This is a genomic window from Burkholderia guangdongensis, from assembly GCF_013403875.1.
In the GTDB taxonomy this organism is placed as follows: Bacteria; Pseudomonadota; Gammaproteobacteria; order Burkholderiales; family Burkholderiaceae; genus Burkholderia; species Burkholderia guangdongensis.
In genome coordinates this window covers 107,520-134,349 of sequence record NZ_JACBNX010000020.1, presented here as the reverse complement: position 1 = coordinate 134,349, position 26,830 = coordinate 107,520, and the positions used below count along the sequence as shown (strand labels likewise).

The following is a 26,830-nucleotide window of genomic DNA, read 5'->3' as shown; positions in this document are numbered from 1 at the left end:
GGGCGCGCAGGCGCCCTGCGGCATGCCCCCCCGCTTCACGTATCCCGCTTCACATACCCTGCCTCACCCGCCCCGACCGACCGATGAATGCCACCGCCGACTCTCTGCTGACGCTCGCCGCCCGCGTCGATTCCATCCAGCCGTTCTACGTGATGGAGCTGATGAAGGAGGCTCACGCGCTCGAGCAGGCGGGCCGCGACGTGATCCACATGAGCATCGGCGAGCCGGACTTCACCGCGCCGGAGCCGGTCGTCGAGGCCGCGGCGGCCGCGCTGCGCCGCGGCGTCACGCAGTACACCGGCGCGCTCGGCATCTCGCGGCTGCGCGAAGCGATCGCCGGCCACTACGCACGCGCGTACGGGCTCACGGTCAGCCCGGAGCGGATCGTCGTGACCGCGGGCGCGTCGGCGGCGCTGCTGCTCGCGTGTCTCGCGCTCGTCGGCCGTGACGACGAGGTGCTGATGCCCGATCCGTCGTACCCGTGCAATCGCCACTTCGTCGCGGCGGCCGAAGGCCGCGCGGTGCTCGTGCCGAGCGGCCCGGAAGCGCGCTTTCAGCTCACCGCCGACGACGTGCGCCGCCTGTGGGGCGACCGCACGCGCGGCGTGCTGCTCGCGTCGCCGTCGAATCCGACCGGCACGTCGCTCGAGCCCGCCGAGCTGAAGCGGATCGTCGAGGCCGTGCGCGAACGCGGCGGCTTCACGATCGTCGACGAGATCTATCAGGGGCTCAGCTACGACGCGCCGCCGGTGTCGGCGCTGTCGTTCGGCGACGACGTCGTCACCGTGAACAGCTTCTCGAAGTATTTCAACATGACCGGCTGGCGGCTCGGCTGGCTCGTCGTGCCGCCAGCGCTCGTCGGGATCTTGGAGAAGCTCGCGCAGAATCTGTTCATCTGCGCGTCCGCGCTCGCGCAGCACGCGGCGCTCGCCTGCTTCGAGCCGGGCACGCTCGCGATCTACGATGCGCGCCGGCTCGAGTTCAAGCGGCGCCGCGACTATCTGGTCCCGGCGCTCGAATCGCTCGGCTTCAGGGTGCCGGTGATGCCGGACGGCGCGTTCTACGTGTACGCGCACTGCGGCCACGTTGCGCACCCGGCGGCCGGCGACAGCGCGACGCTGACGAACGCGATGCTGCACGACGCCAGCGTCGTGATGGTGCCGGGGATGGATTTCGGCGTGCATGCGCCGCACGACTACATCCGCGTGTCGTACGCAACCGCGTATGCGCGGCTCGAGGAAGCGGTCGAGCGGCTCGGCCGGCTGTTCGGGCGCGGCTGAGCTCACAACAGCCGCGCACAGCAAAAAAAAAAGCACCCGTGGGTGCTTTTTTTTTTCGTCCGGCGACGGGCCGCGCGCGTTACGAGGCCAGTTCCGAATGATCGTCGTGCTGCGCCTTCACGGCATCGCCGGTGCTCGCGTCGTCCTGCTGCGGCGCCTTCGACGCGGCGGACGCCTTGGCCGAGATCGGCTGCGCGGCGGCGAGCGTCGCATGCACGCGCTTCGCGCTCGTCGATACGGCGACGACCGCGGGCTTGGCCGACTGCGGCGCATCGTTGAGCGGCACGCGACGGCCGCGCGCGACGTCGCGCAGGCGCTCGCGCACGGCGAGCACCTTCGAGCCGTAGCCGCCGTCGTCGGTCGTCGCGCCGTTGTAGTAGCGCAGGCCGCTCGCGAGCGAGCCGCCACGCGCGATGCAGTCCTTCAGCACGAGCGCGCCGACCTGGATGTTCACGAGCGGCTGCAGCGCGGTGTCGGTTCCGCCGAAATACTGGAACTTGTCGGAATGCACCTTCGACATCACCTGCATCAGGCCCTGCGCGCCGACGCCGCTTTCCGCGTACGGATTGAAGCCCGATTCGATCGCCATCACCGCGAGCAGCAGCAGCGGATCGAGATCGACGTCGTGGCCGGTCTGGAACGCGGCCCTCACGAGCTGGCCGACCGGCTCCTGCGCGACGCGGTAGCGGCGCGACAGATAGGTGGCGACGAGCGCCTGTTCGCGGGCCGACGTCAGCGAGCGGTCCTCGCGCGCATCGGCGGCGACGAGGTGCGTCGGAATCATCTTCGCGAGCGAAATCGGCGACGGACCATTGTGCGCGTCGGCGGTGTCGGACGACGAAGACGTCGCCGAATCGGCCGCAGCGGCATCCGACGCGGGCGTGTCGTACGCGACCGGCAGATCGGCGCTCTCGCCGTCGCCCTGCTGCGCGCCCGGCGCCGGCGGCGTGAGGGCCGGCAGCGGATGGCCGGTCAGCAGGCGGGCGGGGCCGGCCTGCACGGCGGCGGACACGATGGGCACCAGTCTGGCGGCGAGCGTGCCGCGCACGGTCGGCAGCAGCCAGAGGGCGAGCGCAACCGCGACAGCGATACAGCCTACTACGCTGAGCAAGTGGTGACTGACACGCGTCCCGCGACGCAGCATCGTGCGCAATCGCTGCGCATGCTGCTCGTTGGGACGCCACGACAACCAAGCGTTCATTCAGATCTCCCATGAACATGATTCGCGCGGCTCGCTCGGCTCGAAGGCGAGACTCTGAACGTTCCGCGCAGAATCACGACACCGCGCGTCCTGGTCGGGACGTGCAGGTATCGGAGAAACGGTATAAGTACCGTTCGGGGCCACGACGGGTAAAAATGGCCGGCGCCATTGCAGGCGGGCAGTACGCGGTGGCACCCACGCAAAAACCAGCGCCCGGTGGCACTGGCTGTGACTACGACTAAGACCGTCGGATAGGCCGTGCAGGTATCGGCGGACGGTGACGCGCTGCGTCAAAGGATCGGTGATTGGCGGCTCGAAGCCTTATACCCTGCAACCAATGTCGACGGATTTTAACAGGGTTTTATATTTCGTCAACACTATAACAATTCGAATCAATAACAAAAAGTAATAATGAAACCCTGTTTCGCCCGCGAGCCCCGTCTCGCCAAGGGTTCGCGGCGGGCCGACTTTTTGCTCGTCCGGGCATCCGCGCGGCCGCCCGGGTAAAATCGGCGCTCGATTCGCGGGTGCGGCCGGCCGCCGCCACCGCCCATCGCCGCCCGTGCGCGGGCGGCTCGGACCTTACCCATGAAATACAAAGACTTGCGAGATTTCATCCAGCGCCTCGAGGCGCTCGGCGAACTGCGGCGCGTCGCGCAACCGGTGTCGCCGGTGCTCGAAATGACCGAGCTGTGCGACCGCGTGCTGCGCGCCGGCGGCCCGGCGCTGCTGTTCGGCGCGCCGCCCGGCTACGCGTTCCCGGTGCTCGGCAACCTGTTCGGCACGCCGCGGCGCGTCGCGCTCGGGATGGGTGTCGACGCCGGCGACGACGCCGCGCTCGGTTCGCTGCGCGACCTCGGGCGCCTGCTGTCCGCGCTGAAGGAGCCCGATCCGCCGAAGAGCCTGAAGGACGCCGGCAAGCTGCTGTCGCTCGCGAAGGCCGTGTGGGACATGGCGCCGAAATCGGTGTCCGCGCCGCCATGCCAGGAGATCGTCTGGGAAGGCGACGACGTCGATCTGCACAAGCTGCCGATCCAGACCTGCTGGCCCGGCGACGCCGGCCCGCTCGTCACCTGGGGCCTGACCGTCACGCGCGGGCCGAACAAGCCGCGCCAGAATCTCGGCATCTACCGCCAGCAGCTGATCGGCCGCAACAAGCTGATCATGCGCTGGCTCGCGCATCGCGGCGGCGCGCTCGACTTCCGCGAGTTCGCGCTCGCGAATCCGGGCAAGCCGTATCCGGTCGCGGTCGTGCTCGGCGCCGATCCGGCGACGACGCTCGGCGCAGTCACGCCGGTGCCCGATTCGCTGTCCGAATATCAGTTCGCGGGCCTCTTGCGCGGCAGCCGCACCGAACTCGCGAAGTGCCTGACGCCGGGCGTCGACGGGCTGCAGGTGCCCGCGCGCGCGGAGATCGTGCTCGAAGGCTTCATCCACCCGCAGGAAGGCGCGCCGGCGCCCGCGCCCGCCGGCGCGCCGCCGCGCCCCGCGAACACCGCGGCCGCGAAGTACGAGCACGCGCTCGAAGGCCCGTACGGCGACCACACCGGCTACTACAACGAGCAGGAGTGGTTCCCGGTCTTCACGGTCGAGCGGATCACGATGCGCCGCGACGCGATCTATCACTCGACGTACACCGGCAAGCCGCCCGACGAGCCCGCGATTCTCGGCGTCGCGCTGAACGAGGTGTTCGTGCCGCTGCTGCAGAAGCAGTTCGCGGAGATCACCGACTTCTATCTGCCGCCCGAAGGCTGCAGCTACCGGATGGCGATCGTCCAGATGAAGAAGAGCTACGCGGGCCACGCGAAGCGCGTGATGTTCGGCGTGTGGAGCTTCCTGCGGCAGTTCATGTATACGAAGTTCATCGTCGTCGTCGACGAGGACGTGAACATCCGCGACTGGAAGGAAGTGATCTGGGCGATCACGACGCGTGTCGACCCGGTGCGCGACACCGTGCTGGTCGACAGCACGCCGATCGACTATCTCGATTTCGCGTCGCCGGTCGCGGGCCTCGGCTCGAAGATGGGACTCGACGCGACCAACAAGTGGCCCGGCGAGACCACGCGCGAATGGGGCCGGCCGATCGTGATGGATCAGGCGGTCAAGGCGCGCGTCGATCAGCTGTGGCGCGAGATCGGGCTGTAACCCCGCATCCATTCGAACAACGATGAGCTTTCCCCCTGCTTCGATGCTGTCCGACGGGTTCTTCCTGTCGCTTTCGCTGTGTCTCGACATCGGCCTCGTCAACATCGCGATGCTGTCGCTCACGCTGTCGCACGGCTTCCGGCCGGGCTTCTGGCTCGGCGTCGGCTCGTGCGTCGGCGATCTCGTCTACGCGGCGCTCGCGCTCGCCGGGATGGCCGTGCTGCTGCGGTTCGACGCGGTGCGCTGGGTCGTCTGGATCGGCGGCGGCGCGGTGCTCGTGTTCCTGACGTGGAAGATGGCGCGCGAGGCGCTCGCGCCCGCGTCCGCGCCGGCCGGCGGCGATGACGGCGACGGCGTCAACGCTGCGCCGCACGCGAGCGCGCCGCGCAGCTTCGTGCGCGGGATGCTGCTCGCGATGTCGTCGCCGAGCGCGATCCTGTGGTTCGCGGCGGTCGGCGGCGCGCTGATCGCGAAAGCCGGCGCGACGACGCCCGCGACCGCGTCGGTGTTCCTGTCCGGCTTCTTCCTCGGCGGGCTCGCGTGGACGCTGTTCCTCTGCACGCTCGCGAGCCACGGGCGCAAGCGCGCGGGCGCGGGGCTGATGCGCGCGTGCCACGTCGTATCCGCGCTGCTGTTCGCGTATTTCTCGTACGGCGTGATCGTCGGCGGGTATCGGGATCTGATCGCACACGCGGTGTGAGTGCGAAGGTCGCGAACGCCACGCGGGGGCTGGACGGGCCGGATGAGCTGGACGGGCCGCACGGGCCGCACGGGCCGCGCGCGTGCCGTCGCGGCGGCCTCAGCCGCGCAGAAACGCCGCGTAGCGCACGAGATCGACGTTACCGCCGCTGATGATCACGCCGACGCGCTTGCCCTCGACGGGCAACACGCGCTCGAGCACCGCGGCCGCCGCGAGACAGCCGGTCGGCTCGACGACCATCTTCATCCGCTCCGCGAAAAAGCGCATCGTGTCGACGAGCTGCGCGTCACTGACCGTGACGATCCGCTCGACGAGCGCCCGAATGATCGGGAAGTTGTATGCGCCGAGATGCGTCGACGCGGCGCCGTCGGCAATCGTGCGCGGCGCCGGGATGTGCACGACCTCGCCGCGCGCGAGCGACTGCTGGCCGTCGTTGCCGGCTTCCGGCTCGACGCCGACGATCCGGATGCCGGGCGCGAGCGCGGCGGCCGACAGCGCGCTGCCCGCGAGCAGCCCGCCGCCGCCGAGGCAGACAACGAGCACGTCGAGCGGCCCGACCTCGTCGATCAGCTCCTTGACGGCCGTCCCCTGCCCCGCGATCACGTGCGGATGGTCGTACGGCGGAATCAGCGTCATCCCGCGCTCCCGCGCGAGCCGCGCGCCGATCTCCTCGCGGTTCTCCGTATAACGGTCGTACGTGACGACCTCGCCGCCGTAACCCTCCGTCGCCGCGCGCTTCGCGGCGGGCGCGTCAAGCGGCATCACGATCGTCGCGCGGATGCCGGCGAGCTTCGCCGCGAGCGCGATCGCCTGCGCGTGATTGCCGGACGAATACGTGATCACGCCGGCGTTGCGCTGCTCGGCGTCGAAATGCGAGATTGCGTTGTACGCGCCGCGGAACTTGAACGCCCCCATCCGCTGGAAGTTCTCGCACTTGAAGAACAGCGTCGCGCCGGCGCGTGCGTCGGCGGTGCGGGACGTAAGGACGGGCGTGCGATGCGCGGCGCCGTCGAGGCGGGCGGCGGCGTCGAGCACGTCATCGAAGGTGGGCGCGGACAGGACGGACATCGTGCGGTCGGAAAGTGGTCGAGACAGCCCACCTTACACCATCCGGCACGCACCGTGCGCCGGCGCGCCGCCAAAGAAAAACGGCGCAGCTCCCGTCGGGGAATCTGCGCCGCGCATCGCGCGCGAATGCCGCGCGCTGAAAAAGGATCAGCGCCGGGGATCAGCGGCGGTAGTAGCCGCCGCGATGGCCCCAGTAGCCGTGGTGACGCCAGTACGGATGGCCCCAGTAGCCGCCGACCACGACGCCCGGCGCATAGTACGCGGGCGGCGGTGCGTAATAGACGGGCGGCGGCGGCGCGTAATAGACGGGCGGCGGTGCATAAACCGGATAGGCGGGCGCGACCGGAATCCCGATGCCGACCCCGATCGACACATGAGCCTGCGCGGCGCCCGCGGCCCCAAGGCCCAGCGCGGCGGCGGCAATCAACGGAATGAGCTTTTTCACTTCGATTCTCCTGCTGGAGCAATCCCCTTGACCGCTCCTGTCGGCAACGCGTCGATGCGCATCGCATGCAAGCAATGTAGCGAAAACCTGGAAATCGCGTCGCACCCATTTGTTGCAAATTGCAATCGCGCGGCCGCGCGGATAGCCCGCCGGACACCGATCGCGCGCATCGGACACCCGCGCGAAACGCATGACGCCGTCGGACCCGACCCGCAAGACCGGGCCAGTCGGTCAGCGTTACCGATTCGGCCACGCGGCGTACGGGCGAACCCGTAATTTAACATTACAAATTCGAGACAAACCGCCGGGGCCCGGCGGGCCGGCCGACGCGGATACGCGACACATCGCGCTCGGGGCCGGATCACCGGATCGCCGGCTGGCCGTTCGGCCAACGTCCGGCGCGGTCCGCGCGAGCGCGCCGGCATCCTGCGATACTGGCGGCTGTCCCGGTTTCACGCGTGCTTCCCGCCATGCCTCTTCCCGATACCCCTCGCCTCGGCTTCATCGGCGCCGGCCGCCTCGCGCGCTGCATCGCGCGGCGCTTCGCGCGCGCCGGCTTCCCGGTCGTCGCGATCGCGAGCCGCACGCCGTCCTCCGCGGACGCGCTCGCCGCGCAGCTCGACGGCTGCCGCGCGGTCGCGACGCCGCAGCAGGTCGTCGACGCGGCCGACCTGATCTTCCTGACCGTGCCCGACGACGATCTCGCGCCGGTCGCCGCCGCGCTGCGCTTCGACGCGTCGCGCGCCGGCACGCAGGCGCTCGTGCACTGCAGCGGCGCGTCGGGCGTCGACCTGCTCGATCCCGCGAAACGCCAGGGCGCGGCGACGGGCGGCTTCCATCCGCTGTACCTGTTCGGCGGCGACGACGCGGACCTCGCGCGCCTCGACGGATGCTCGGTGACGATCGAGGCGGAAGGCACGCTGCACGCGGCGCTCGCGCGCCTGGCCGGCGCGCTCGGCTGCCATCCGCTGTCGATTCCGGCCGGCGGCCGGATGCTCTACCACGCGGCCGCGCACTATGCGGCGAGCTTCGCGATCTGCGGGCTCGCGGAAGCGGTCGACCTGTGGCGCTCGCTCGGCTTCGACGAGGATGCCGCGCTGCGCGCGCTGCTGCCGATGCTCGCCGGCACGGTCGGCGCCGCGCGCGACAAGGGGCTCGCGAGCGCGCTGTCCGGCCCGGTGTCGCGCGGCGACGCGGGAATCGTCGCGCGGCAGCTCGCCCTGCTGGAATCGCGCGGCGGCGACCACGCGGCGCTTTATGCGCTGCTCACGCGCCGCGCGGTCGCGCTCGCGGGCCGGCGCGCGGCGCCGCCGGCCGCGCTCCCGGCGATCGCCGAGCTCGTCGAGACGGCGCTCGCGCATGCGGCGCTCGGCGCCGCCCCGCCGCGCGACGAGGCGTGATATGGTGTCGGCCGATGCGCGGCCGCCCGGCGAAGGCGACCGCATGCTGTTCGACTGAATAACAAGAGGATGCCAACGATGCTCGGCGAGATCGCCCATTTTCTGCTCAACACCGTCTTCACGCTGTTCGGCGCCGCGCTGATCCTGCGCGTCTGGATGCAGGCCGTGCGCGTGCCGCCGTACAACCCGGTCACGCAGGCCGTGCTGCAGGCGACCAACTGGCTCGTGCTGCCGCTGCGCCGCGTGATTCCGGGCGTGCGCGGCATCGACTGGGCGAGCGTCGTCGCGGCGCTCGTCACAGCGCTCGTCTACGTGGGGCTGGTGGTCGTGCTGATCGGCATCGACCCGGCCGCGTTCGCGCCGGCGATCGTCATCGCCGCGCTGCTGACCGTCGTGCAGTGGGCGCTGAATCTCGTTCTCTGGATGACGATCCTGATGGCGCTGCTGTCGTGGCTGAACCCGCGCTCGCCCGCGATGCCGATCCTCTATCAGCTCACCGCGCCGGTTCTGAACCCGCTGCGCCGCGTGATTCCGCACCTGGGCGGCATCGATCTGTCGCCGCTGCTGCTGTTCGTGATCGTGCAGGTGCTGCTGATGGTGGTCACGCGCGCCAAGTTCTTGCTGACGCACCTCGGAATCTGACGGCCTGGCGGCCGGCCGCTGCCCGCTGCCCGTCGTCTACCCCGTCGCCCGCACGCCGATCGTGTCGACCACGCCGAAGCGCGCCGGAATCATCGCGTAGCAGAGCCGCACCTTTTCCTCGCCGATGCGCGCGATCAGCCGCTCGGCCTCCTCCTCGGTGACGATGAACTCGACCTCGATCGTCGTCGATCCCTGCAGCTCGAAGAAGCGCTCCTCGTGCAGCACCCGGTGCTGGCCGAAGCCCGCCATCGCGCGAAACGCGGAGCCGCCCGCGACGCCCATCCGGTTCGCCTCCTCGAGCAGCCATTCCCACAGCGGCTTCCAGTGCAGGCGATGCTGCTCGTGCACGTAGAAGCGCAAGAAGATCCTGTCCATCGCAGGCCTCCCGTTCCAGGCAAGCCGCCGGCCGCGCTCAGGCGGCCAGCCACGCGCGGGCCGTCCACATGCCGAGCGCCGTCAGCGTGAACGATCCTATCAAGTGTAGGGCAGCCACCGCCAATGCCCAGCCGAGTTCTCCCTGCATCGCGTGCGAGATCACCTCCGCCGAATACGTCGAGAACGTCGTCAGCCCGCCGAGAAAGCCGGTGATCGCGAACAGCCGCCATTCGGGCGGCAGCCCCGCCTTCGCACCGAACGCCGCGACCGCGAACCCGATCAGGTAGCCGCCGATCAGGTTCGACGCGAGCGTGCCGAGCGGCACCTCGGGCAGGATCGCGTTGAGGCCGAGGCTCAGGAACCAGCGCAGCAGCGCGCCGAGCCCGGCGCCGATGAAAATCGCGACGATCGAATAGAACACGTGCGCTCCGCGTCGAGAGTGGGCGATCGAACGGCCGCTTGCGGCCGGCCGCGTACGCAGCACTTTATGCGGATTCCGGGATGCGCGGCAATCGGCACGGATTGCACGATGTTTCGAAGTCAATCGCCGAATGACAGGGACGATGGATTGATTCGAGTCTGATTTGCGATCCACTTCAATTAGTCGTGAGTAAAATATTCCGCAAAAAACCTGCCATGAAATTCCCGTTCATTTTCTCAAAAACTAGCGTAAACCATGATCGGCAAGGCCATTAGCGGATTATCAAATAATCTAAATTCTCCAGAATTTATTCAAATTCATTCCGCCATCCAATAGACTCGCTCCTGGCCGTACCCTCTCACAAAAGGAGAATCCAATATGTCTCGAAAACACCTCCCATCCGTATTAATGGCAGCGCTCTGCGTTCCGCTATTCGCATCCGCCGTGGCGTTTGCAGCCGACAACGGCCACAAGCCTTACGTCGAAGGCGAGCGCGCGCCGCAAGGCTACGCGCGGCCGCCGTTCCATACGAAACTGACGCCGAACGCAACCGGATCGACGATCTCGGGCATCTCGCCGACGGTCGCGCGGCATGCGTACGGCTTCGACGCGCTCCCGAACCAGGGCGACGGGATGACGATCGCGATCGTCGACGCGTATGACGACCCGAACATCGAGGCGGATCTCGGCACGTTCAGCACGGCGTTCGGACTGCCGTCCTGCACGAGCGCGAACGGCTGCTTCACGAAGGTCTACGCAAACGGCAGCCAGCCGCCCGCCGATGCCGGCTGGTCGGTCGAAATGGCGCTCGACGTCGAATGGGTGCATGCGATCGCCCCGAACGCGCGGATCATCCTCGTCGAAGCGGCGTCGAACAGTTTCACCAATCTGATGGCCGCGGTCGATGTCGCGGTGAACCGCGGCGCGTCGGTCGTGTCGATGAGCTTCGGCGGCAATGAATGGAGCAACGAGACGAGTTCCGACAAGAGCCATTTCAGCGCGCCGAACGTCACGTTCGTCGCGTCGTCCGGCGATAACGGCACGGGCCTCGAATACCCCGCCGCGTCGCCCAAGGTCGTGTCGGTCGGCGGCACCACGCTATCGACCGACAGCTACGGCAACTATCTCGGCGAAACCGCGTGGAGCGGCAGCGGCGGCGGCGTCAGCGTGTACGAAGCCGAACCCGCCGGGCAGACCACCTGGCCGATCCCGGTCGCGGGCAAGCGCGGCGTGCCCGACGTCAGCTACGACGGGAATCCGTCCACGGGCTTCGCGGTCTACGACTCCATCGCGTACAACAATCGCGTCGGCTGGCGCGTGATCGGCGGCACGAGCGCCGGCGCGCCGCAATGGTCGGCGCTGTTCGCGATCGCGAATTCGATGCGCGCCGCCGCCGGCAAGCAACCGCTCGGCGGCACGTACGACATGCTGTATTCGATCGGCAAAGCCGCATACGGCAGCGACTATCGCGACGTGACGACCGGCACGAACGGCAGTTGCGGCTCGATCTGCACCGCGTCCGGCGGCTATGACTATGTGACCGGGCTCGGGTCGCCGCAAGCGTCTAGTCTCGTACAGGCGCTCGTCGCGCAGCCGTAAGCGCGGGCTTTGCGCAACGCGCAAACGCCGAACGCGGCCGCCCCGGACGGGCGGCCGCGAGCCGAACCGACAGCCCACCGCGAACGCAAGCCCGGCACCCACGCGCCGAGCAACGCGTGAATCACACATCCCCCATGTCGACCGCGCCGCCATGCGCGATCGGGCGACCGGCGCGGCATCCGCCGAACCTCGCGTAAACCCCGATCCGATAGCCGGCTTTCCCACTCAGGAACGCCCGGCTCCCGCCGATATTCATTCAGCGCGTGTCCCCTCTGCCCACCCCTGCGCGTCCATCGATATGGAGAATCGACCATGCCCAACCACCGCCTCCCGTCCTTGTTGATGACGGCGCTGTGCCTCCCGCTGTTCGCGTCGACCGTCGCGCTCGCCGCCGGCGGCGATCAGCCGTCCTACGTCGAAGGCACCCGCGCGCCGAAAGGCTTCGCGCGGCCGCCGTTCCACACGCATACGCACGCGAGCACGGCATCGGTCGTCGGCTTCACGCCGGCTGCCGTCCGGCACGCGTACGGCTTCGACACGATCACGAATCAGGGCAACGGGATGACGGTCGCGATCGTCGACGCGTACGACGACCCGAACATCGAGTCCGATCTCGGCACGTTCAGCACGGCGTTCGGACTGCCGTCCTGCACGAGCGCGAACGGCTGCTTCACGAAGGTCTACGCGCGCGGCACCAAGCCGCCGTCGAACGCGGGCTGGGCGCTCGAAATGTCGCTCGACGTCGAGTGGGTGCACGCGATCGCGCCGAACGCGCGGATCGTCCTCGTCGAGGCGGCGTCGAGCAGCTACGCCGATCTGACGCATGCCATCGACGTCGCGGTCGCCCACGGCGCGTCGGTCGTGTCGATGAGCTTCGGCGGCAGCGAATTCAGCGGCGAGACCGGCTACGACAGCCACTTCAGCACACCGAAGAACGTCACGTTCGTCGCGTCGTCCGGCGACAGCGGCACCGGGACCGAATATCCGGCGGCGTCGCCGTACGTCGTGTCGGTCGGCGGCACCGCGCTGTCGATGGACCGCTACGGCAACTACGTCGGCGAAACCGCGTGGAGCGGCAGCGGCGGCGGCGTCAGCCCATACGAGGCCGAGCCCGCCGGACAGGACGTGTGGCCCGTTCCGGTCGCGGGCAGCCGCGGCGTGCCCGACGTCAGCTACGACGCGAATCCGTCGACGGGTTTCGCGGTCTACGATTCCGTCGCGTATCAGCGTCAGGCCGGCTGGTTCGAGGTCGGCGGCACGAGCGCCGGCGCGCCGCAGTGGTCGGCGCTGTTCGCGATCGCGAATTCGATGCGCGCCGCCGCCGGCAAGAGCCGGCTCGGCGGCACGTACAACGCGCTGTATGCGGTCGGCAAGACCGCGTACGGCAGCGACTATCACGACGTGACGACCGGCACGAACGGCATCTGCGGGACGATCTGCACCGCGTCCGGCGGTTACGACTACGTGACCGGGCTCGGCTCGCCGCAGGCGCTGCACGTCGTGCAGGCGCTCGTCGCACAACCCTGAGCGGGCGCGCGACAGCGCGTCGGCGGCGATGGCGACGCTTACGGCGTGGCGCTTGCGCAGTAGCGCGCGAAGGCCGGCCGCTCCGCGAGACGGGCGAAATAGTCGGACACCGCCGGCAACGCCGGCCGCTCGAACGGCGTGCAGAACCAGCGATGCACCGACAGCGCGACCGGGATGTCGGCAAGCGAGAACTGCTTGCCGGCGACAAACGCGCCGGTGGCTTCGATCTGCCCGTTCAGGGTCGTCATGCGCGCAGTCCAGCTCTTGATCGACCGCTCGATCTCGGCCGGATCGCCATGCGCGGGCGATTGCCGGACGAGCCCGAGGAACGCGTAGACCCACGACGGGTTCAGCTCCGCCGATTGCCAGTCGATCCATTGATCGACCCGCGCGCGCGACTGCGGATCGGCCGGATAGAGCGACTCGCCGCCGTGGCGGTTCGCGAGATAGCGGATGATCGTGTTCGACTCCCACAGCACGAAGTCCCCGTCCTGAATCACCGGGATCAGCGCGTTCGGATTCAGCGCGAGGAATTCGGGCGTCGCGGTCGATCTGAAGCCCGCGCCCCAGTCTTCGCGCTCGAACGGAAGCTGCAATTCGTCGCAGGTCCAGAGGACCTTGCGGACGTTGACCGACGTGATTCTTCCAAGCACTTTCAACATGCGGGCTCCTTGTGCGTGCGGGTTCTGGAAATCCTGGAAGGTGAAGTATGCGCTTCCTTGTCCGGTTCGCGTCGTCGGTGCGGTGTTCGTTTCGTGCCACCCCTTCCGGGTTCGATGGTAAGCAGTTGGAAATCTGCGCGGTGTAGATTGTCCTCCATACAACGACTATCCGGTCGAACCGCCCATCGCGACAACGCGACACCGCTATTCAGACTTGACGGCTGGTGCGAACCGGTAGCGACACAACAAAGAAAACGAACGACCGAAAAGAGGGGATTCCAGATGGATCTGTCGACAGAGCGTTACGAAGAAATCATTCATCTGCTTTACGAAGCAGTCGCTGAGCCGTCTGGATGGCCCGACTTCTTTACCTCCCTCGGCCAGGCCATCGAAGCAAATGTCATCCACATGCTGGCCATCGACAAAAAGCATGGCTCGCTTTCCTACAGCGATGGTTTCAATCTGCCCGTCGAAGGCGAGCTTGCCTATATCCAGCGATACGGCAGCATCGATCCGCGGATGGCGCTCATGCGGCAACAAAATCCGGGAGAGTGGATACATTGTCACGAGGTGTTCGACGACGATTTCGTCGCCCACGACCCGTTCTATCAGGACTTTCTGATTCCAATCGGGCGACGCTACGTCTCGGGCTGCAAGCTGGTGGACAATGCGAACGTTTGTGTTATTTTTTCGGCGCTTCGGGCCGTTGGCGAAAACCCGCTCGGGCCCGCGGAGATTCGCTTTCTCGACAAGCTCGTTCCGCATCTGACGCGGGCTGTCCGGATGCAGATCCAGAACTATACGTTCTCGACCAAAGCGCTGGTGGGACATGCGCTCGTCAACAAGCTCAGGCAGCCCGTGATGCTTTTGACGACCGACAGCAACGTGGTCCTTGCCAACGAAGCCGCGACACGCCTGCTCTCTTCAACCTCGCTCGTCGGCGTCACCGACGGAAAACTCCATCTGCCGATCGAATATCAAGCGCAGTTCCGCAATGAGTGTGCGCGACTGGAAGGACTGGCACGCGGTGAAATCGAGATCCCCGAAGAAGTCTCGACCTATCGCTCGATGGCCATCACCACCCGCAAAGGCATGGGGCAGGCGGATGAAACGCTCTACGCGTTCTTCACGCTGCTGGTTCCGCCCAAGGTGAGCGGCGCGTTCGGCCTGCGCCCGCTCGTTCTTTTGCTCTTCTATCACCCCGAGTCGGCGCCCCCTGTCGACGCCGAGCTGCTCAGCGCGGCATTCAACCTGACGCCCGCCGAGATCCGCGTTTGCCGCTCGCTCGGCGAGGGATTGTCGCCCAAGGAGGTCGCCGTCAGGCTCGGCATCCAGTATGAAACCGTGCGGAAACAGCTTCAGTCGATTTATCGCAAGACCGATACGGATCGCCAATCCGAGCTCATGCGCTTGATGCTTCACCTGCCGCTGAACGCGTTCGCCTGATGCCGCGGCTCGGCCGGAAACATCAAATGGCTCGGCACAGCGGCTCCAGAACTGCCGCGTTACCCCCCAAATGAGGAATGGATTGTCTTGACCGCCGAGATTAGATTGGCACGAAAGTAGAACGGCGGACAACCGAGGGACGACCTGCACTGTCAGTAAGACTGCCGTTTGCCAACGCGCATTGATCCTGAGCTTTTCCAACACATCATCGACAAAATTAGGATAACGACATGAAAACCCACCTCTCCTTCCTGATTCCGTTTGCCGTTGCGGCATCCCTGACTGGACAGGCAGCCATGGCCGACGAGAGCATTTCGCCCGAAATCGCGAACCTTGACCTGAGCGGCGGCTGCAAAGTCGCGCAACAGAAGGCCGCACAGTATGCCAATCAATTCGCCCAGCAGGCGGCGGCCACGCCATCCGTGTGCGGATCGGCAAAGGCAAACAGAAAAATAGGCGAACTCACTGTGCGCGTTGCCGAAAGCTGTCAGGAACTGCCGACCTGGACTCAAGAAAAGCAAACAGGCGAGCAGATGATCGAGCAATCCGATCAAACGATTTCTGGTTCGTGCCAATAGGATCGCGCGCGGACGGGCTCGGGGGCAGAGCATGGGGAGTCGCAATGTCTCCCTCAGTGACGACCGAACGCGCGCAACTTGTTCCGCCCCTCGGTCGAAAGCGCTTGACGTATTCCTTGACGAGGCGTAATGTGGCCCGCTGAAGTATTCAAGAAGCGCGATTGCTGCTCATCATTGACCGCACCAGTGCGGTACTCGTTGTCCTCTCCCTCCTTGATTCTTTTCCCGCGTCCGTCTATCGGCACGCATATGTTCGTCCATTCTCAGGAGATCTACATGGATACCGGTACCGTCAAGTGGTTCAACGATAGCAAGGGTTTTGGTTTCATCACGCCGGACAAGGGCGGCGACGATCTGTTCGCGCACTTCTCGGAGATTCGCGGCGACGGCTTCAAGACCCTCGCCGAAGGCCAAAAGGTCAGCTACGAGACGAAGAGCGGCCCCAAGGGCCTGCAAGCGTCGAACATCACCCCGCTGTAACCCACATCTGTCGCCGGCCCCGTTCGCGCGGCCGGCACATCCCCGCCTTCCGGCAAGCACCCGCCACTCCGTCGCGGATGCCAGCGTCCCGATGCAGTTCGATCGGGACCGCCTCTTTCGCATCGGATGTCGAGCAAGCAAGGTGCAGATGCACGCCGCATCGAAGGCGCGGCGCTCCCGTCCGCTCCCTCTCGCGGCACATCGCTGGACGCCCCGCTCATCGCATCGCGCAAGCGACGCCGCAAGCGCGCCTCATGACCGCCAGTCCGCATCGTGCGGAAGCCATCGCAGCCCTGCAGCCACGACGGCGTCGCCGGCGAATGCGGTCAATCACGTTGATTGGAGAATTGGTTTGGCAAAAGAAGAGTTGCTGGAACTAGACGGCGTCGTCGATGAAGTACTTCCCGACAGCCGGTTTCGCGTGACGCTGGAGAACGGCGCGGTCGTCGCCGCCTACGCGTCGGGGCGCATGCGCCGCCACCATATCAGGATCCTCGCCGGCGATCGGGTCAGGCTGGAGCTGTCGGTCTATGACCTGACCAAGGGCCGCATCAACTACCGCCACAAGGACGAACGGGCATCGGCCCCGTCGACCGGAAGGCGATTCGTTCGACGCTAGCCGGATCGCGCCCGGCGCGATGAACGCACGGACGAATCGATCGCGCGCCCCTCCGTCCGACGCACCCCAACCCCACCCGCCCTCGCGCGCCCGCCCGCCGCGTCCCACGCGCCCTTGCGCGCAGCCCGGAATAAGATGGACGCTCGGCGCACGATGCGCGTATGATGAACCCAACCGAGCACTCATTTTTCCTCTGGCTGCTCGCCCTCCATCTGCCCTCTACTGCGTCGCGTCCTTCCCCGCACGTATTGTTGCCCCTTTCACCCCCCGTCGCGCCACGCAGAGGCGATACCGACGGGATGCGTTCGTCCGCGCGCGATTCGTTGCGACCGAACCCAGGAGTTCGTCATGAGCATGCATCTCTACCGTGGATTCGAGATTTATCCACTGATTTACCCTCACGTACCGGCGCAGAATGGTTCCCCGCATAACTACGACGCCGGCTTCGACGCCGCAGTGAAGATTTGCCTTCGCGGCACCACCGACACCCTGACGCAAAGCCAGACATTCAGACTGCTCGAGTGCCCGCCGTTTGGCACCGCCGGTGATGCGCGTCGTGCTTCGCTGCTCTATGCCGAGAACATCATCGACGACAATCGCGGCAAACAGGGCTTCTTTTCCGACATGCCCTGACGCGTCTCGCCACGGCAATTCGATCTACCAACAATGTGGAGAACGAAATGATCGTCGACGAACTTATCGACCTGATCAGGCGACGCGCAGTCACCTGGACCGGCACCGCCCTGCCCACTGGAATCGCCGATTCGGCGCAGTCCCATCAACAAGAGTTGCAGATGTTCGCTGCGGTACGCGCGCTATCGATCGGAGCCGGATATTCGGAATTCGAGTCCGACGGGATCGCGAGTGCCGTCATGACACAACTCGGCTAGCTTTTCCTCTCAAACGCTGCAAAACAGGATCTACATGACCACCATCACACTCAAGGCCAACGAACCGATCGACGTCGCGCTGCGGCGATTCCGAAGAGACATCGAGAAAACAGGCCTGATCCGGGAGTTGCGCAGTCGCACCAGCTATGAAAAACCCACGGCGGAGCGCAAGCGGAAAAAAGCCAGCGCCGTGGCCAGGCAGCGCCTGCGTGCGAAGCGCATGTTGCCGCCCCGCAAAATGTACTAGGAGGCCGTCGTGCCCAACATGCAGACGGAAGCTCCGCCGTTCTTCCCGTTGACGAAATGCGAAGTCGATTTCGATCAACAGAAAGGCATGGTGACGCTTCTGCCGAGCTTTTATGCTTTCGGTTGCGAATACACCAACCGCGGTTTTCTGATCGGTCGGGACGACGCATTCAAACTGATTGCCGCGCTCGAAAAAGCGCTCAGTATCCAGGGATGAGCGAGCGGCCGGCGCACGCCCGGGCATCGACAACGCCTTCCTCGCCCTATCCCGTCCTTCCTCCTGCCCCGCGATCTTCAAGAACGCCTACGCTTCCAGCGCGGCGCTCATCACGCCAGGTGTCGGCGCGTGTAAGCGTCTGACCGCCAATGCGTTCTGTGTCAGGCGAACCATGCGCATCGAGTTGTCCGCCTCGAGGTGCAGTCGATCATCCATTTTGTTCGACGGCACCCGTTCGATGTAATGAAGAAACCCGCCTTTTCGGCGGGTTTCTGTTTTTCGGCGAGCGCGGAATCATTCAAAAATGTCGAAGAATGTAAAAAAAGCCGACGACCATAATGTTGTACGGCCGTCCTTATTTCACCCCATTCAGCCAACCATTGAAATGTCGCGATTTTAAAAAACCGCAACGCATCGAGTATTGAAATCTCCCCATCAATCATTGAGCCGGGCCAATAAATATAAAAAACCTCTTTATTTTCATGTGCTTGCCTAAATTCACCCGCACCTGACAAGTTGAGATATACGTTGCACCCGATTTCAATGCGTCGCGGAAATAATAGTATCGGCCATGTGCGCGAACAGGCTCCAATCGATAGTAATGCTCAAGAAAGAATTTGTTTAGGTAAATTTAATATCTTGTATATTTGAAATAAAGGCCAGTAATTATTGGCAATTGATTTATCTTTCGGCCATATGCTCGCCGATCCCTGCCGTGCCGATGAAATGCGTTTTATGAAAATGGCACCGGCTGTCGGGTTGCGTTGGTGAGTGGCCGTCGCACGAATCTCCAACACGGTAATTCGATCGCAATGGCTCCGTCACCGCACCGGTCGACGACGCCAATAAGCCTGGCGCCGCGCGGACTGCCAAGACGCACGCGAGCATATGAATTGCCTGCCACCTGACTGGAGATCGACCATGTATACCAAGAATATTGAGGGCCGCCGCCATTCCCGCGGAGCGGCGCTCCGCCAGCCGCTCAAGCTGGCGAGCGCGTTTTCCATTGCGATTTTTCTGCTTGCCGGCTGTGGCGGAGGCGGCGGTGACGGAGGTGGAGGCGGCGGCAGCGCTGGAACCACCGCCTCCGGGCCCGATTCCGCCTCGGACATCGGCACGACCGCCGACCAGATCGTCGAAGGGCCGGCCGAGGGCAATCCTTGCCAGACGGCGAGCGCGGCGCCAGTGGAGCCGCCGAGCGATCACATGGTCGTCATGCTGCAGCCACGCTCGACCACGACGCCCGGGCAGGCGATGGCCCAGGTCAGCGACCAGGCGCGCGTTCAGGCAGTCATTCAGCGCGTGATGAGCGCGTCCGGCAATGCGAGCGGACCGGCCGCGCATGCGTTCGCCGCCGTTTCGGCGCCGGCCGTGAAGCTCGAGCGCATGATGTCCGGCGGCGCGGCCGTGGTGGCGCTCGGGCAGCGTCTGTCGGCCGCGGACGCGAAAGCGCTCGCCAACGCATTCGCCGCCGACCCGGACGTCAAATATGCGGAGCCCGATAGTCGCATGTCGATCCGCGAGGTCGCGACCGATCCCGGCTTTTCCCACCAGTGGTATTTGACCGACCCGAACGCCGGCGCCGAGGTGCCTCAAGCCTGGGACCTGACCACGGGTTCGTCGAGCGAAGTGGTCGCCGTGCTCGACACCGGCTACCGCCCGCATCACGACCTGACCGCCAATCTGGTGCCGGGCTACAACTTCATCTCCAACGCCGCCACCAGCAACAACGGCGGCGCGCGCGGGCCGGACGCGACCGATCCGGGCGACTGGGTCACGCAGCAGGAACTGAACGACCCGACCAGCCCGTACTATCAATGCGCATCCGGGCCGAGCAACAGCAGCTGGCACGGCACGCTCGTCGCCGGCCTGATCGGCGCGAGCGCGAACAACGGACATGGCATCGCGGGGGTGTCGTGGCTCGGCAAGGTCCAGCCGATACGCGTGCTCGGCAAGTGCGGCGGTTCGATGACCGACATCGCCGACGCGATGCGCTGGGCGGCCGGCATGCCGATCGACGGCGTGCCGCCGAATCCGACGCCGGCGAAGATCATCAACCTCAGTCTCGGCAGCAGCGGACCTTGCAGCGTGACGATGCAGCAAGCGATCGACGACGTGACCGCGCGGGGCGTGAGCGTCATCGCCGCCGCCGGCAACAGCGGGGACACGACGTCGCTGGATCAGCCGGCGAATTGCCGCGGCGTGGTCGCCGTCGCGGCGACCGCCAAGGACGGCTCGCGGGCGTCGTTCAGCAACTTCGGCACGGACGTCACGCTGAGCGCGCCCGGCGTGGGCATCATGTCGACGTGGAATGACGGCCAGCAGGGGCCGGGCCAGGACGGCTACGCGAGCGCCGACGGCACGAGCTTCGCGACGCCGCTGGTCGCCGGGGTGGCGGCGCTGATGCTGGCGCGCAATCCCGCGCTGACGCCGCCGCAGGTTCTCGAGAAGCTGCGGGACAGCGCGCACGCGTCGACCGTGACGGACCCGACCGAACAGTGCACGCAGGCCAAGCCGCCCGGCACCGGCATCCTGAATGCGTATGGCGCGGTGGTCGCCGCGACGCAGTAAGGCTGCATCACGGCCTGCGCGAGACAAAGGCCGATGACGGCGCGACGGGTTTCCGTCGCGCCGTCTGTCGTTTCTGGCCAGACATCCGGCGACGCCGCCACCTCGTTTCAGGGGGTTTCCACTTATTTGACGGTGTCAAATGGCGCGACCGACAATGTTTACAACTCGAACATTGTCGGATTTGGCGATGTCTGCCCTTCATTCATTTGCGACGGATATCTGGACCGCATCGGCCCCGCATTCTTTCATCGGTCTGCAGGTCGGCACACGCATGACGGTCATCCGACTGTCGTCGGGCAGGCTGCTGCTTCATTCGCCGGTGCCGCTGGAAAGCACGCTGCGGTCCGAAATCGATGCGCTCGGGGAAGTCGCGCACATCGTCTGCCCGAACCTGTTTCACCACATGTATGCGGCCGAGGCCGCCGCCGCGTATCCGCAAGCCTTGCTGCACGGCCCGGCCGCCCTGCAACGCAAGCGCAGGGATTTGCGCTTCGGCGCGATGCTGACGGAAACGCCGCATCCGGAGTGGCAAGACGATCTCGAGTTGCTGACGATCGAAGGCTGCCTGTTGGGAGAGACGGTGTTCTACCACCCGGCCACGCGCACGCTGATTGCCTGCGACCTGGTCGAGAACTTCCACCATTCGCCGCACTGGCTGACGCGGAACTACCTGCGCATGGGCGGCGTCCTCGGGCACGTCGGCTGGCATCCGCTGCTTCGCGTGGTCTATCGGGACAGACAGGTTGCCCGCGCATGCATCGACAAACTGCTGGCGTGGCCTTTCGAGCGTGTGGCGCTTGCCCATGGCGATCCGCTGACCGAGAACGCGCACGACTCGGTCCGGCAAGGCATGGCATGGCTTTGAGTGCGATGGCGATTACAGCCCGAGCGGGCGACGGGGTGAGGGATCGATGAGACAACATGTCATTGGGTTCGCGATCGCGATGCTTTGCCTGTCTGCACCTGAAGCCTGGGGGCAGGACGTGGCATCCCAGACCGTAGCAGGCGGTCAACCCTGCGCGGCAGCAGCGGGGCACCTTGTGCGCATCGTGGCATTCGGGGGAAGCAATACCTACGGCAAGAATCTGCCGCGCAGCGATGCTTATCCGGCGCAGCTCGAAAAATTGCTCATTGCCGATGGTTATACGGCGACCGTCAAGAACGAAGGGGTGAGTGGCATCACCACGCCTGAAGAACTGGATCGGCTGAATGGCGCGGTTCCGGATGGCACTGATATCGTGATTTTCCAGCCGGGCGGGAACGATGCCTATTCGACTCACCGTCACGGCGCGTTGAGCATTGAGGATGTGGAGAAGAACATCGGCGAGATCGTTCAGCGGCTACAGGCACGCAAGATCAGCGTCGTGCTTAGCGCCGGAAAGGTGAAGCAGGAGGCACTGGCGCAACTCAATGTGCCGATGATCAACGAATTGAACCAGTTGGTTCCACGCGAGGAACGCCAACCCGATGGTCAGCATCTGACGCCTGCCGGATATGGTCTGGTTGCACAGGCGGTCCGCCCGGTGGTCGAACAGGTGATCTGCAAGCGTCTTTCCCCGGATTGATAACTGACGTCGACGCTCGCGGACGATCACGATTGCAGTGCGCTGGCGCGTTGCAACAATCCGGCAGATGCCTTACTAAGATTTCCGAAAGAAATGTCACATAGTGGCGTTCTTGTTTTTAATGTGTATGGGCCCCTGCAACATGCAAGGGCCGCGATGATAGAGGCCGCGAACCGGGAAGGTATCCGGACGACGACGATATGCGTGGTCGAATCTACAGGCCCGCTCAGGCGAAGACGAAGTACTTGCGCACCGTCTCCACCACTTCCCAGGTCCCTTTCATGCCGGGTTCAATCACGAACACATCGCCGGCTTTCAGGTGCACCGGCTCCTCGCCTTCCGGCGTGATGATGCAGTAGCCGTCGAGGAAGTGGCAGAACTCCCATTTCTCGTAGTTCACCTCGAACTTGCCCGGGGTGCAGATCCAGGTGCCCATGATCTTGCCGCCGTCCTTGGAGACGTAAGCGTTGAGGTTCACGGTGTGCGGATCGCCGCCGATGCGCTTCCACTTGGTCGCGTCAAGGACCGGGGTCGGGCAGGTTTCGCGCAAAACGGTGATGAAATCGGACATGTCAGCTCCAAACGATCGGATAAGTGGTCCGTCACGTTAGTTCGGAAGCGTTACCGGGGCTTGTATGCGTCCGACACCGATTCGTCTATTTTCGACACCGACTCGCCTGCAAGCGCGCTGCCAGCGCTTGCCATCCCCACGTCAAACCCTGTAGAATTATCAGTTCTGCGGGCGTCGTATAATGGCCATTACCTCAGCTTCCCAAGCTGATGACGTGGGTTCGATTCCCATCGCCCGCTCCAGATTTCGACGGCGAACCGTCCACTGCCCGCTCCGCTTGCCGGCTGCATCGCAGCCGCGCGCGCCAGCCGCCTCGTCGCAGGCGGCTTTTTTGTATCGGGCGCCGCCGGCCTCGCGTCCTTTCCGCGCGCCCCGCCCGCAAACGAGCCTTTCTCTGTCACCGATGATGCACGACGATCAGAACGAAGCCGGCCTGCCCGAGCACGACGCCGCCACCCCCGACGACATCGCCGGCGAACCCAACCCGCTCCACCGTCGCCGCATCCGCAGCTTCGTGACCCGCGCCGGCCGCGTGTCGACCGGCCAGCGCCGCGCGCTCGACGAGTTCGGCCCGCGCTTCGTCGTCCCGTATTCGCCCGACACGCCCGACTGGCGCGCCGTGTTCGGCCGCGCCGCGCCTCGCATCCTCGAGATCGGCTTCGGGATGGGCGCGACGACCGCCGAGATCGCCGCATTCCGTCCCACGGACGACTTTCTCGGCGTCGAGGTGCACGAACCCGGCGTCGGCGCACTGCTGAAGCTGATCGGCGAGCAGGATCTCCCGAACATCCGGATCATCCAGCACGACGCGGTCGAAGTCATCGAACGGATGCTCGCACCCGAGAGCCTCGACGGCGTGCATATCTTCTTCCCCGATCCGTGGCACAAGGCGCGCCATCACAAGCGCCGGCTGATCCAGCCGCCGTTCGTCGCACTGCTCGCGTCGCGCCTGAAGCCGGGCGCGTACCTGCACTGCGCGACCGACTGGCAGAACTACGCGGAACAGATGCTCGACGTGCTCGGCGCCGATCCGGCGCTCGAAAACACCGCCGACGGCTACGCGCCCCGCCCCGACTATCGACCGGTCACGAAGTTCGAGCGGCGCGGGCTGCGGCTCGGCCATGGCGTCTGGGATCTCGTGTTCCGCAAGCGCGCGGCCTGAGCCCGCTCACGCCCGGTCGATCCATCCGCCGTACCCGGCGAGCAGCACGAGCATTCCGAATCCGATCCGGTACCAAGCGGGCCTGGGTGCGCGCGGCCCGTCCGGCCGCGCGGCGGCGCGTCACTTCTCGACGATCGCCACGCGTACGCCGTTTGCAAGGACCGTGATCGTACCGGGTTCGTAGCTCACGCCGGCGAATTGAAGCTGCTCGGGCTTGAACGTGTACACCGGGTAGTCGGTCAGCAGCTGGGTCGCGAGCACGCCGGCGGCCGCGCCGATCTGCTGCGTGTACGCCTGCGCGTCGCCGTCGAGGGTCAGGCTGTCGACGGCGGGCGACTTCAGCAGCACCGAGCGGCTCGCGGCGTCATACGCGAGCTGGCCCGACACGGTGAACCGGCCGTTGACCGGCTGGATGAGAAGCGGGCTCGCGAAATGCGCATCGAGCTGCACCGCGATGCGGTTCCGGTCCGGCTGCAGTCCGACGACGGGGTTCACGAGCGACACGTCGACGACCTGCGCGACGGTCTTCTCGTACGGAAACTTGCGCCCGACGGCCTTCTGCACGTCGCCGCGCGAGAACGTGTAGTGATTGGGGATGAACGGGAACGTCCACGCGCACGCGGCGAGCGACACCGTGAGGCCGGCGACGCCGGCGCATGCGACGAGGAAGCGGCGCCGGCCCGGCGCGCGACTTGCGGTCATGCTGATTCTCCTGTCGACCGGCGTCGGCGCGTTAGCGCTTACTCCGATCTCATGCAAAAGCGGTCGACTGGATGTCGACCCGAGTTAATGCTTCAACGTGCATCACGCGACGGCGCGGTCGCGGTTTCGAGGCGGGTGAGCCACGCGAGCGCATCGTCGCGCGACGCGCCGCACATCGGCTGCTGCGGCTGCAGCCCGGCGCAGCACGCGGGCCGCTCGGGCCGGCCGAAGATCCGGCAGCGCAGATCGTCGCCGAGCTGCGCGCAGCGCACGCCGGCCGGTTTGCCGTCGGGCATGCCCGGAATCGGGCTCGAAATCGACGGCGCGATGCAGCACGCGCCGCACCCTTCCCGGCACGCGTGCGGCTCGGCCGCGTCGCCCGGCGCCGCACGGGCAAATTTGACGTCAGACACTCGACTCTCTCGAACGAAATGCGGCGCCGCACCCTGCGCGCGGCCGCCGCACTCCGCATTGTGCCATCGCCGGCTGCGACGTTATTACACAATGCTGACGACACGGGCGTCTCTATACTCGACTGCATCCCTCGACCGCATTCTTCAATCGCATTCGACCACGCAAGCCCGCGATGAATTCCGCCACCCGTTCCGCCAACGCCCTGTTCCGCCCCGATCTGCTCGCGAAGTACGGCGCGAACGGCCCGCGCTACACGTCTTACCCGCCCGCACCGCAGTTCCGCGACGATTTCGCCCCCGCCGACTACGTGCGCGCCGCGCGCGATCCGGGCGCGTCGGCGAGCGCGCTGTCGCTGTACGTCCACATCCCGTTCTGCGATACCGCATGCTTCTACTGCGGCTGCAACCGGATCGCGACCGGCAACCACCGGCGCGCCCGCCCGTATCTGGATCAGCTCAAGCGCGAGATGCGGCTACAGGCCGCGCTGTTCGACCCGGCGCGCCCGGTCACGCAGTTGCACTGGGGCGGCGGCACGCCGACCTTCCTGTCCGACGACGAGACGGCCGAGCTGATGGCCGCGACCCGCGAGCACTTCACGCTCGCGGCGGACGCCGACGCCGAATTCTCGATCGAGATCGATCCGCGCACGGTCACGCCGGCCACGCTCGTGCATCTGCGCACCATCGGCTTCAACCGGCTGAGCCTCGGCGTGCAGGATTTCGATCCGGCGGTGCAGCGTGCGATCAACCGCTTGCAGCCGCTCGACATGACCGCGTCGCTGCTGGCCGCCGCACGCGCGACCGGCTTCCATTCGGTCAGCGTCGACCTGATCTACGGGCTGCCGCACCAGACGGTCGCGAGCTTCGGCCGCACGCTCGACACGATCGTCGAGCTCGCGCCGGACCGGCTGTCCGTGTTCGGCTACGCGCATCTGCCGCAACTGTTCAAGATGCAGCGTCGGATCGACGCCGCCGCGCTGCCGCCGCCCGACGCCCGCGTCGCGCTGCTCGGCCTCGCGATCGACGTGCTGACCGCGGCCGGCTATGTGTATATCGGGATGGACCACTTCGCGCGGCCGTCCGACGCGCTCGTGCACGCGCAGCGCAACGGCACGCTGCAACGCAATTTCCAGGGCTACAGCACGCGTGCGGATGCGGACCTGATCGGCATCGGCGCGTCGTCGATCGGCAAGGTCGGCGACGTGTACGCGCAGAACGAAAAGGCACTGCCCGCGTACGGCGCGGCGCTCGACGCGGGCCGGCTGCCGATCGCGCGCGGCGTGCGGCTGTCCGTCGACGACCGGCTGCGCCGCGACGTGATCATGCAGATCATGTGCAACGCGGTGCTGCCGTACGCGCCGCTCGAGGCCGCGTACGGGATCCGTTTCGCGGAACGCTTCGCGCGCGAGCTCGACGCGCTGCGGCCGTTCGAGCGCGACGGCCTGCTGACGATCGGCGCCGATCGTCTGACGATTCATCCGGCGGGCCGGCTCGTCGTGCGCAACGTCGCGATGGCGTTCGACGCGACCCTCGCCGGCGCGCCGGCCGCGCGTTACTCGCAAACCGTCTGACACGCGCCGGCAGGCAAGCGCGCCCGGTTGTTGCTAAAGTGTCGGCCTCCACGTCCCCGCCCATTCCGACCATGCGCACCACCAAAGCGATCCACGCGGTCGAACGCCTGAAAACCCGCTCCGGCAACCCCCACTTCGCGGCGGTCGCCGTGCCGGGCGATCTGTTCTATCTGGTCGACCGCTCGGGCGGCACGCCGGACAAGCGCTGCGAGCCGCTGCCGCTCGCCGAGTTCGTCGCGTTCGTCGACGAACTCGGCCCGAAAAAGCCCCGCAAGGCGAGCAAGCTCGACCTCGCGTTCGAAGCGCAGATCAAGAGCAGCAAGCGCTGAGCGAA

The 26,830-nt window shown here is 66.1% G+C and carries 30 protein-coding genes and 1 tRNA gene; 22 read left to right on the top strand and 9 right to left on the bottom strand.

Translation table 11 applies throughout. The features are described 5' to 3' along the window. Positions 1–83 precede the first annotated feature (83 nt). On the top strand, positions 84–1,280 hold the full coding sequence (locus HZI36_RS19990) for a pyridoxal phosphate-dependent aminotransferase (protein ID WP_179404393.1): 1,197 nt from the start codon (positions 84–86) through the stop codon (positions 1,278–1,280). Between the two features lie 79 nt (positions 1,281–1,359). Here HZI36_RS19990 and HZI36_RS19985 read toward each other — a convergent pair whose 3' ends face one another. Beyond that, on the bottom strand, positions 1,360–2,481 hold the full coding sequence (locus tag HZI36_RS19985) for a lytic transglycosylase domain-containing protein (protein ID WP_179404392.1): 1,122 nt from the start codon (positions 2,479–2,481) through the stop codon (positions 1,360–1,362). Positions 2,482–3,069: 588 nt separating this feature from the next. Between HZI36_RS19985 and HZI36_RS19980 the strand changes: the two genes are divergently transcribed. Both HZI36_RS19980 and HZI36_RS19975 read left to right on the top strand, forming a co-directional pair. Further along, entirely contained in the window at positions 3,070–4,626 is a 1,557-nt protein-coding gene (locus HZI36_RS19980) for a UbiD family decarboxylase (RefSeq protein ID WP_179404391.1), read from the top strand. A 22-nt stretch (positions 4,627–4,648) separates the two neighbouring features. Continuing rightward, a complete protein-coding gene (locus tag HZI36_RS19975; RefSeq protein WP_179404390.1) occupies positions 4,649–5,326 on the top strand; it encodes a LysE family translocator in 678 nt (225 codons plus the stop codon). A gap of 99 nt (positions 5,327–5,425) precedes the next feature. Here the strand turns inward: HZI36_RS19975 and HZI36_RS19970 are convergent, their stop codons facing one another. Together HZI36_RS19970 and HZI36_RS19965 are read right to left on the bottom strand one after the other, a co-directional pair. Beyond that, on the bottom strand, positions 5,426–6,394 hold the full coding sequence (locus HZI36_RS19970) for a threo-3-hydroxy-L-aspartate ammonia-lyase (RefSeq protein ID WP_179404389.1): 969 nt from the start codon (positions 6,392–6,394) through the stop codon (positions 5,426–5,428). 160 nt (positions 6,395–6,554) lie between these two features. Then, the gene (locus HZI36_RS19965; RefSeq protein ID WP_179404388.1) at positions 6,555–6,839 is read right to left on the bottom strand and encodes a hypothetical protein; all 285 of its coding nucleotides are present in this window, start codon (positions 6,837–6,839) and stop codon (positions 6,555–6,557) included. A 470-nt stretch (positions 6,840–7,309) separates the two neighbouring features. Here HZI36_RS19965 and HZI36_RS19960 point away from each other — a divergent pair, with 470 nt between their 5' ends. Together HZI36_RS19960 and HZI36_RS19955 are read left to right on the top strand one after the other, a co-directional pair. Then, a complete protein-coding gene (locus HZI36_RS19960; protein WP_179404387.1) occupies positions 7,310–8,239 on the top strand; it encodes a Rossmann-like and DUF2520 domain-containing protein in 930 nt (309 codons plus the stop codon). 78 nt (positions 8,240–8,317) lie between these two features. Further along, positions 8,318–8,881, top strand: a complete 564-nt coding sequence (locus tag HZI36_RS19955) for a YggT family protein (protein ID WP_179404386.1) — start codon at positions 8,318–8,320, stop codon at positions 8,879–8,881. Between the two features lie 36 nt (positions 8,882–8,917). On the opposite strand, the gene HZI36_RS19950 is transcribed toward HZI36_RS19955, so the two are convergent. Both HZI36_RS19950 and crcB read right to left on the bottom strand, forming a co-directional pair. Continuing rightward, positions 8,918–9,256, bottom strand: a complete 339-nt coding sequence (locus tag HZI36_RS19950; RefSeq protein WP_179404385.1) for a DUF190 domain-containing protein — start codon at positions 9,254–9,256, stop codon at positions 8,918–8,920. 37 nt (positions 9,257–9,293) lie between these two features. Next, on the bottom strand, positions 9,294–9,677 hold the full coding sequence (crcB, locus tag HZI36_RS19945; RefSeq protein ID WP_179404384.1) for a fluoride efflux transporter CrcB: 384 nt from the start codon (positions 9,675–9,677) through the stop codon (positions 9,294–9,296). Positions 9,678–10,055: 378 nt separating this feature from the next. Here crcB and HZI36_RS19940 point away from each other — a divergent pair, with 378 nt between their 5' ends. Beyond that, positions 10,056–11,276 carry a S53 family peptidase gene (locus HZI36_RS19940; protein WP_179404383.1) on the top strand — a complete coding sequence of 407 codons (1,221 nt, stop codon included), beginning with the start codon at positions 10,056–10,058 and terminating at the stop codon, positions 11,274–11,276. A 312-nt stretch (positions 11,277–11,588) separates the two neighbouring features. Beyond that, positions 11,589–12,803: a S53 family peptidase gene (locus tag HZI36_RS19935; protein ID WP_179404382.1), complete on the top strand. Its 1,215-nt coding sequence runs from the start codon at positions 11,589–11,591 to the stop codon at positions 12,801–12,803. A gap of 38 nt (positions 12,804–12,841) precedes the next feature. On the opposite strand, the gene HZI36_RS19930 is transcribed toward HZI36_RS19935, so the two are convergent. Further along, positions 12,842–13,465, bottom strand: coding sequence for a glutathione S-transferase family protein (locus HZI36_RS19930; protein WP_179404381.1), 624 nt, complete (start codon positions 13,463–13,465; stop codon positions 12,842–12,844). Between the two features lie 282 nt (positions 13,466–13,747). Here HZI36_RS19930 and HZI36_RS19925 point away from each other — a divergent pair, with 282 nt between their 5' ends. From HZI36_RS19925 to HZI36_RS19875, 11 genes are all read left to right on the top strand, one after another. After that, positions 13,748–14,911, top strand: coding sequence for a helix-turn-helix transcriptional regulator (locus tag HZI36_RS19925; RefSeq protein ID WP_179404380.1), 1,164 nt, complete (start codon positions 13,748–13,750; stop codon positions 14,909–14,911). Positions 14,912–15,141: 230 nt separating this feature from the next. Then, entirely contained in the window at positions 15,142–15,489 is a 348-nt protein-coding gene (locus tag HZI36_RS19920) for a hypothetical protein (RefSeq protein WP_179404379.1), read from the top strand. Positions 15,490–15,765: 276 nt separating this feature from the next. Then, positions 15,766–15,969, top strand: a complete 204-nt coding sequence (locus tag HZI36_RS19915; protein WP_085038287.1) for a cold-shock protein — start codon at positions 15,766–15,768, stop codon at positions 15,967–15,969. A gap of 352 nt (positions 15,970–16,321) precedes the next feature. Then, a complete protein-coding gene (gene infA, locus HZI36_RS19910) occupies positions 16,322–16,588 on the top strand; it encodes a translation initiation factor IF-1 (RefSeq protein WP_179404378.1) in 267 nt (88 codons plus the stop codon). Between the two features lie 348 nt (positions 16,589–16,936). After that, complete coding sequence (locus HZI36_RS19905) at positions 16,937–17,221, top strand: hypothetical protein (protein ID WP_179404377.1); 285 nt, start codon at positions 16,937–16,939, stop codon at positions 17,219–17,221. A 47-nt stretch (positions 17,222–17,268) separates the two neighbouring features. Further along, entirely contained in the window at positions 17,269–17,478 is a 210-nt protein-coding gene (locus tag HZI36_RS19900; protein ID WP_179404376.1) for a hypothetical protein, read from the top strand. A 34-nt stretch (positions 17,479–17,512) separates the two neighbouring features. Further along, positions 17,513–17,725, top strand: coding sequence for a 30S ribosomal protein S21 (gene rpsU, locus HZI36_RS19895; RefSeq protein ID WP_179404375.1), 213 nt, complete (start codon positions 17,513–17,515; stop codon positions 17,723–17,725). 18 nt (positions 17,726–17,743) lie between these two features. Then, on the top strand, positions 17,744–17,941 hold the full coding sequence (locus HZI36_RS19890) for a hypothetical protein (RefSeq protein ID WP_218884106.1): 198 nt from the start codon (positions 17,744–17,746) through the stop codon (positions 17,939–17,941). 921 nt (positions 17,942–18,862) lie between these two features. Beyond that, a complete protein-coding gene (locus tag HZI36_RS19885) occupies positions 18,863–20,512 on the top strand; it encodes a S8 family peptidase (protein WP_179404373.1) in 1,650 nt (549 codons plus the stop codon). Between the two features lie 187 nt (positions 20,513–20,699). Next, complete coding sequence (locus HZI36_RS19880; protein WP_179404372.1) at positions 20,700–21,377, top strand: DUF4336 domain-containing protein; 678 nt, start codon at positions 20,700–20,702, stop codon at positions 21,375–21,377. A gap of 46 nt (positions 21,378–21,423) precedes the next feature. Then, entirely contained in the window at positions 21,424–22,077 is a 654-nt protein-coding gene (locus tag HZI36_RS19875; RefSeq protein ID WP_179404371.1) for a GDSL-type esterase/lipase family protein, read from the top strand. A gap of 226 nt (positions 22,078–22,303) precedes the next feature. Here HZI36_RS19875 and HZI36_RS19870 read toward each other — a convergent pair whose 3' ends face one another. Continuing rightward, complete coding sequence (locus HZI36_RS19870; RefSeq protein ID WP_179404370.1) at positions 22,304–22,648, bottom strand: cupin domain-containing protein; 345 nt, start codon at positions 22,646–22,648, stop codon at positions 22,304–22,306. 167 nt (positions 22,649–22,815) lie between these two features. On the opposite strand from HZI36_RS19870, the gene HZI36_RS19865 reads away from it, so the two are divergent. Together HZI36_RS19865 and trmB are read left to right on the top strand one after the other, a co-directional pair. Next, positions 22,816–22,890: transfer RNA gene (locus HZI36_RS19865), tRNA-Gly, on the top strand. 161 nt (positions 22,891–23,051) lie between these two features. Next, positions 23,052–23,810, top strand: coding sequence for a tRNA (guanosine(46)-N7)-methyltransferase TrmB (trmB, locus tag HZI36_RS19860; RefSeq protein WP_179404369.1), 759 nt, complete (start codon positions 23,052–23,054; stop codon positions 23,808–23,810). Positions 23,811–23,930: 120 nt separating this feature from the next. Here the strand turns inward: trmB and HZI36_RS19855 are convergent, their stop codons facing one another. Both HZI36_RS19855 and HZI36_RS19850 read right to left on the bottom strand, forming a co-directional pair. Then, positions 23,931–24,512 (bottom strand): DUF1439 domain-containing protein, encoded by a 582-nt coding sequence (locus tag HZI36_RS19855; RefSeq protein ID WP_179404368.1) that lies wholly within the window; start codon positions 24,510–24,512, stop codon positions 23,931–23,933. Positions 24,513–24,604: 92 nt separating this feature from the next. Beyond that, the gene (locus HZI36_RS19850) at positions 24,605–24,925 is read right to left on the bottom strand and encodes a YkgJ family cysteine cluster protein (protein WP_179404367.1); all 321 of its coding nucleotides are present in this window, start codon (positions 24,923–24,925) and stop codon (positions 24,605–24,607) included. A 173-nt stretch (positions 24,926–25,098) separates the two neighbouring features. Here HZI36_RS19850 and hemN point away from each other — a divergent pair, with 173 nt between their 5' ends. Beyond that, positions 25,099–26,496 (top strand): oxygen-independent coproporphyrinogen III oxidase, encoded by a 1,398-nt coding sequence (hemN, locus tag HZI36_RS19845; protein ID WP_179404366.1) that lies wholly within the window; start codon positions 25,099–25,101, stop codon positions 26,494–26,496. 71 nt (positions 26,497–26,567) lie between these two features. After that, complete coding sequence (locus HZI36_RS19840; RefSeq protein WP_179404365.1) at positions 26,568–26,825, top strand: hypothetical protein; 258 nt, start codon at positions 26,568–26,570, stop codon at positions 26,823–26,825. Positions 26,826–26,830 lie beyond the last annotated feature (5 nt).

Bases quoted from the DNA above. Each gene is read 5' to 3' on its own strand.
- HZI36_RS19935 (WP_179404382.1), top strand. From the start codon at position 11,589: ATGCCCAACCACCGCCTCCCGTCCTTGTTGATGACGGCGCTGTGCCTC.
- trmB (WP_179404369.1), top strand. From the start codon at position 23,052: ATGATGCACGACGATCAGAACGAAGCCGGCCTGCCCGAGCACGACGCC.
- HZI36_RS19880 (WP_179404372.1), top strand. From the start codon at position 20,700: ATGTCTGCCCTTCATTCATTTGCGACGGATATCTGGACCGCATCGGCC.
- HZI36_RS19980 (WP_179404391.1), top strand. From the start codon at position 3,070: ATGAAATACAAAGACTTGCGAGATTTCATCCAGCGCCTCGAGGCGCTC.
- HZI36_RS19960 (WP_179404387.1), top strand. From the start codon at position 7,310: ATGCCTCTTCCCGATACCCCTCGCCTCGGCTTCATCGGCGCCGGCCGC.
- HZI36_RS19840 (WP_179404365.1), top strand. From the start codon at position 26,568: ATGCGCACCACCAAAGCGATCCACGCGGTCGAACGCCTGAAAACCCGC.
- HZI36_RS19940 (WP_179404383.1), top strand. From the start codon at position 10,056: ATGTCTCGAAAACACCTCCCATCCGTATTAATGGCAGCGCTCTGCGTT.
- HZI36_RS19925 (WP_179404380.1), top strand. From the start codon at position 13,748: ATGGATCTGTCGACAGAGCGTTACGAAGAAATCATTCATCTGCTTTAC.
- HZI36_RS19975 (WP_179404390.1), top strand. From the start codon at position 4,649: ATGAGCTTTCCCCCTGCTTCGATGCTGTCCGACGGGTTCTTCCTGTCG.
- HZI36_RS19930 (WP_179404381.1), bottom strand. From the start codon at position 13,465: ATGTTGAAAGTGCTTGGAAGAATCACGTCGGTCAACGTCCGCAAGGTC.
- HZI36_RS19890 (WP_218884106.1), top strand. From the start codon at position 17,744: ATGCAGACGGAAGCTCCGCCGTTCTTCCCGTTGACGAAATGCGAAGTC.
- HZI36_RS19900 (WP_179404376.1), top strand. From the start codon at position 17,269: ATGATCGTCGACGAACTTATCGACCTGATCAGGCGACGCGCAGTCACC.
- HZI36_RS19950 (WP_179404385.1), bottom strand. From the start codon at position 9,256: ATGGACAGGATCTTCTTGCGCTTCTACGTGCACGAGCAGCATCGCCTG.
- hemN (WP_179404366.1), top strand. From the start codon at position 25,099: ATGAATTCCGCCACCCGTTCCGCCAACGCCCTGTTCCGCCCCGATCTG.
- rpsU (WP_179404375.1), top strand. From the start codon at position 17,513: ATGACCACCATCACACTCAAGGCCAACGAACCGATCGACGTCGCGCTG.
- HZI36_RS19990 (WP_179404393.1), top strand. From the start codon at position 84: ATGAATGCCACCGCCGACTCTCTGCTGACGCTCGCCGCCCGCGTCGAT.
- HZI36_RS19875 (WP_179404371.1), top strand. From the start codon at position 21,424: ATGAGACAACATGTCATTGGGTTCGCGATCGCGATGCTTTGCCTGTCT.
- HZI36_RS19905 (WP_179404377.1), top strand. From the start codon at position 16,937: ATGAGCATGCATCTCTACCGTGGATTCGAGATTTATCCACTGATTTAC.
- HZI36_RS19870 (WP_179404370.1), bottom strand. From the start codon at position 22,648: ATGTCCGATTTCATCACCGTTTTGCGCGAAACCTGCCCGACCCCGGTC.
- HZI36_RS19955 (WP_179404386.1), top strand. From the start codon at position 8,318: ATGCTCGGCGAGATCGCCCATTTTCTGCTCAACACCGTCTTCACGCTG.
- HZI36_RS19855 (WP_179404368.1), bottom strand. From the start codon at position 24,512: ATGACCGCAAGTCGCGCGCCGGGCCGGCGCCGCTTCCTCGTCGCATGC.
- HZI36_RS19920 (WP_179404379.1), top strand. From the start codon at position 15,142: ATGAAAACCCACCTCTCCTTCCTGATTCCGTTTGCCGTTGCGGCATCC.
- HZI36_RS19915 (WP_085038287.1), top strand. From the start codon at position 15,766: ATGGATACCGGTACCGTCAAGTGGTTCAACGATAGCAAGGGTTTTGGT.
- HZI36_RS19885 (WP_179404373.1), top strand. From the start codon at position 18,863: ATGTATACCAAGAATATTGAGGGCCGCCGCCATTCCCGCGGAGCGGCG.
- HZI36_RS19970 (WP_179404389.1), bottom strand. From the start codon at position 6,394: ATGTCCGTCCTGTCCGCGCCCACCTTCGATGACGTGCTCGACGCCGCC.
- HZI36_RS19985 (WP_179404392.1), bottom strand. From the start codon at position 2,481: ATGAACGCTTGGTTGTCGTGGCGTCCCAACGAGCAGCATGCGCAGCGA.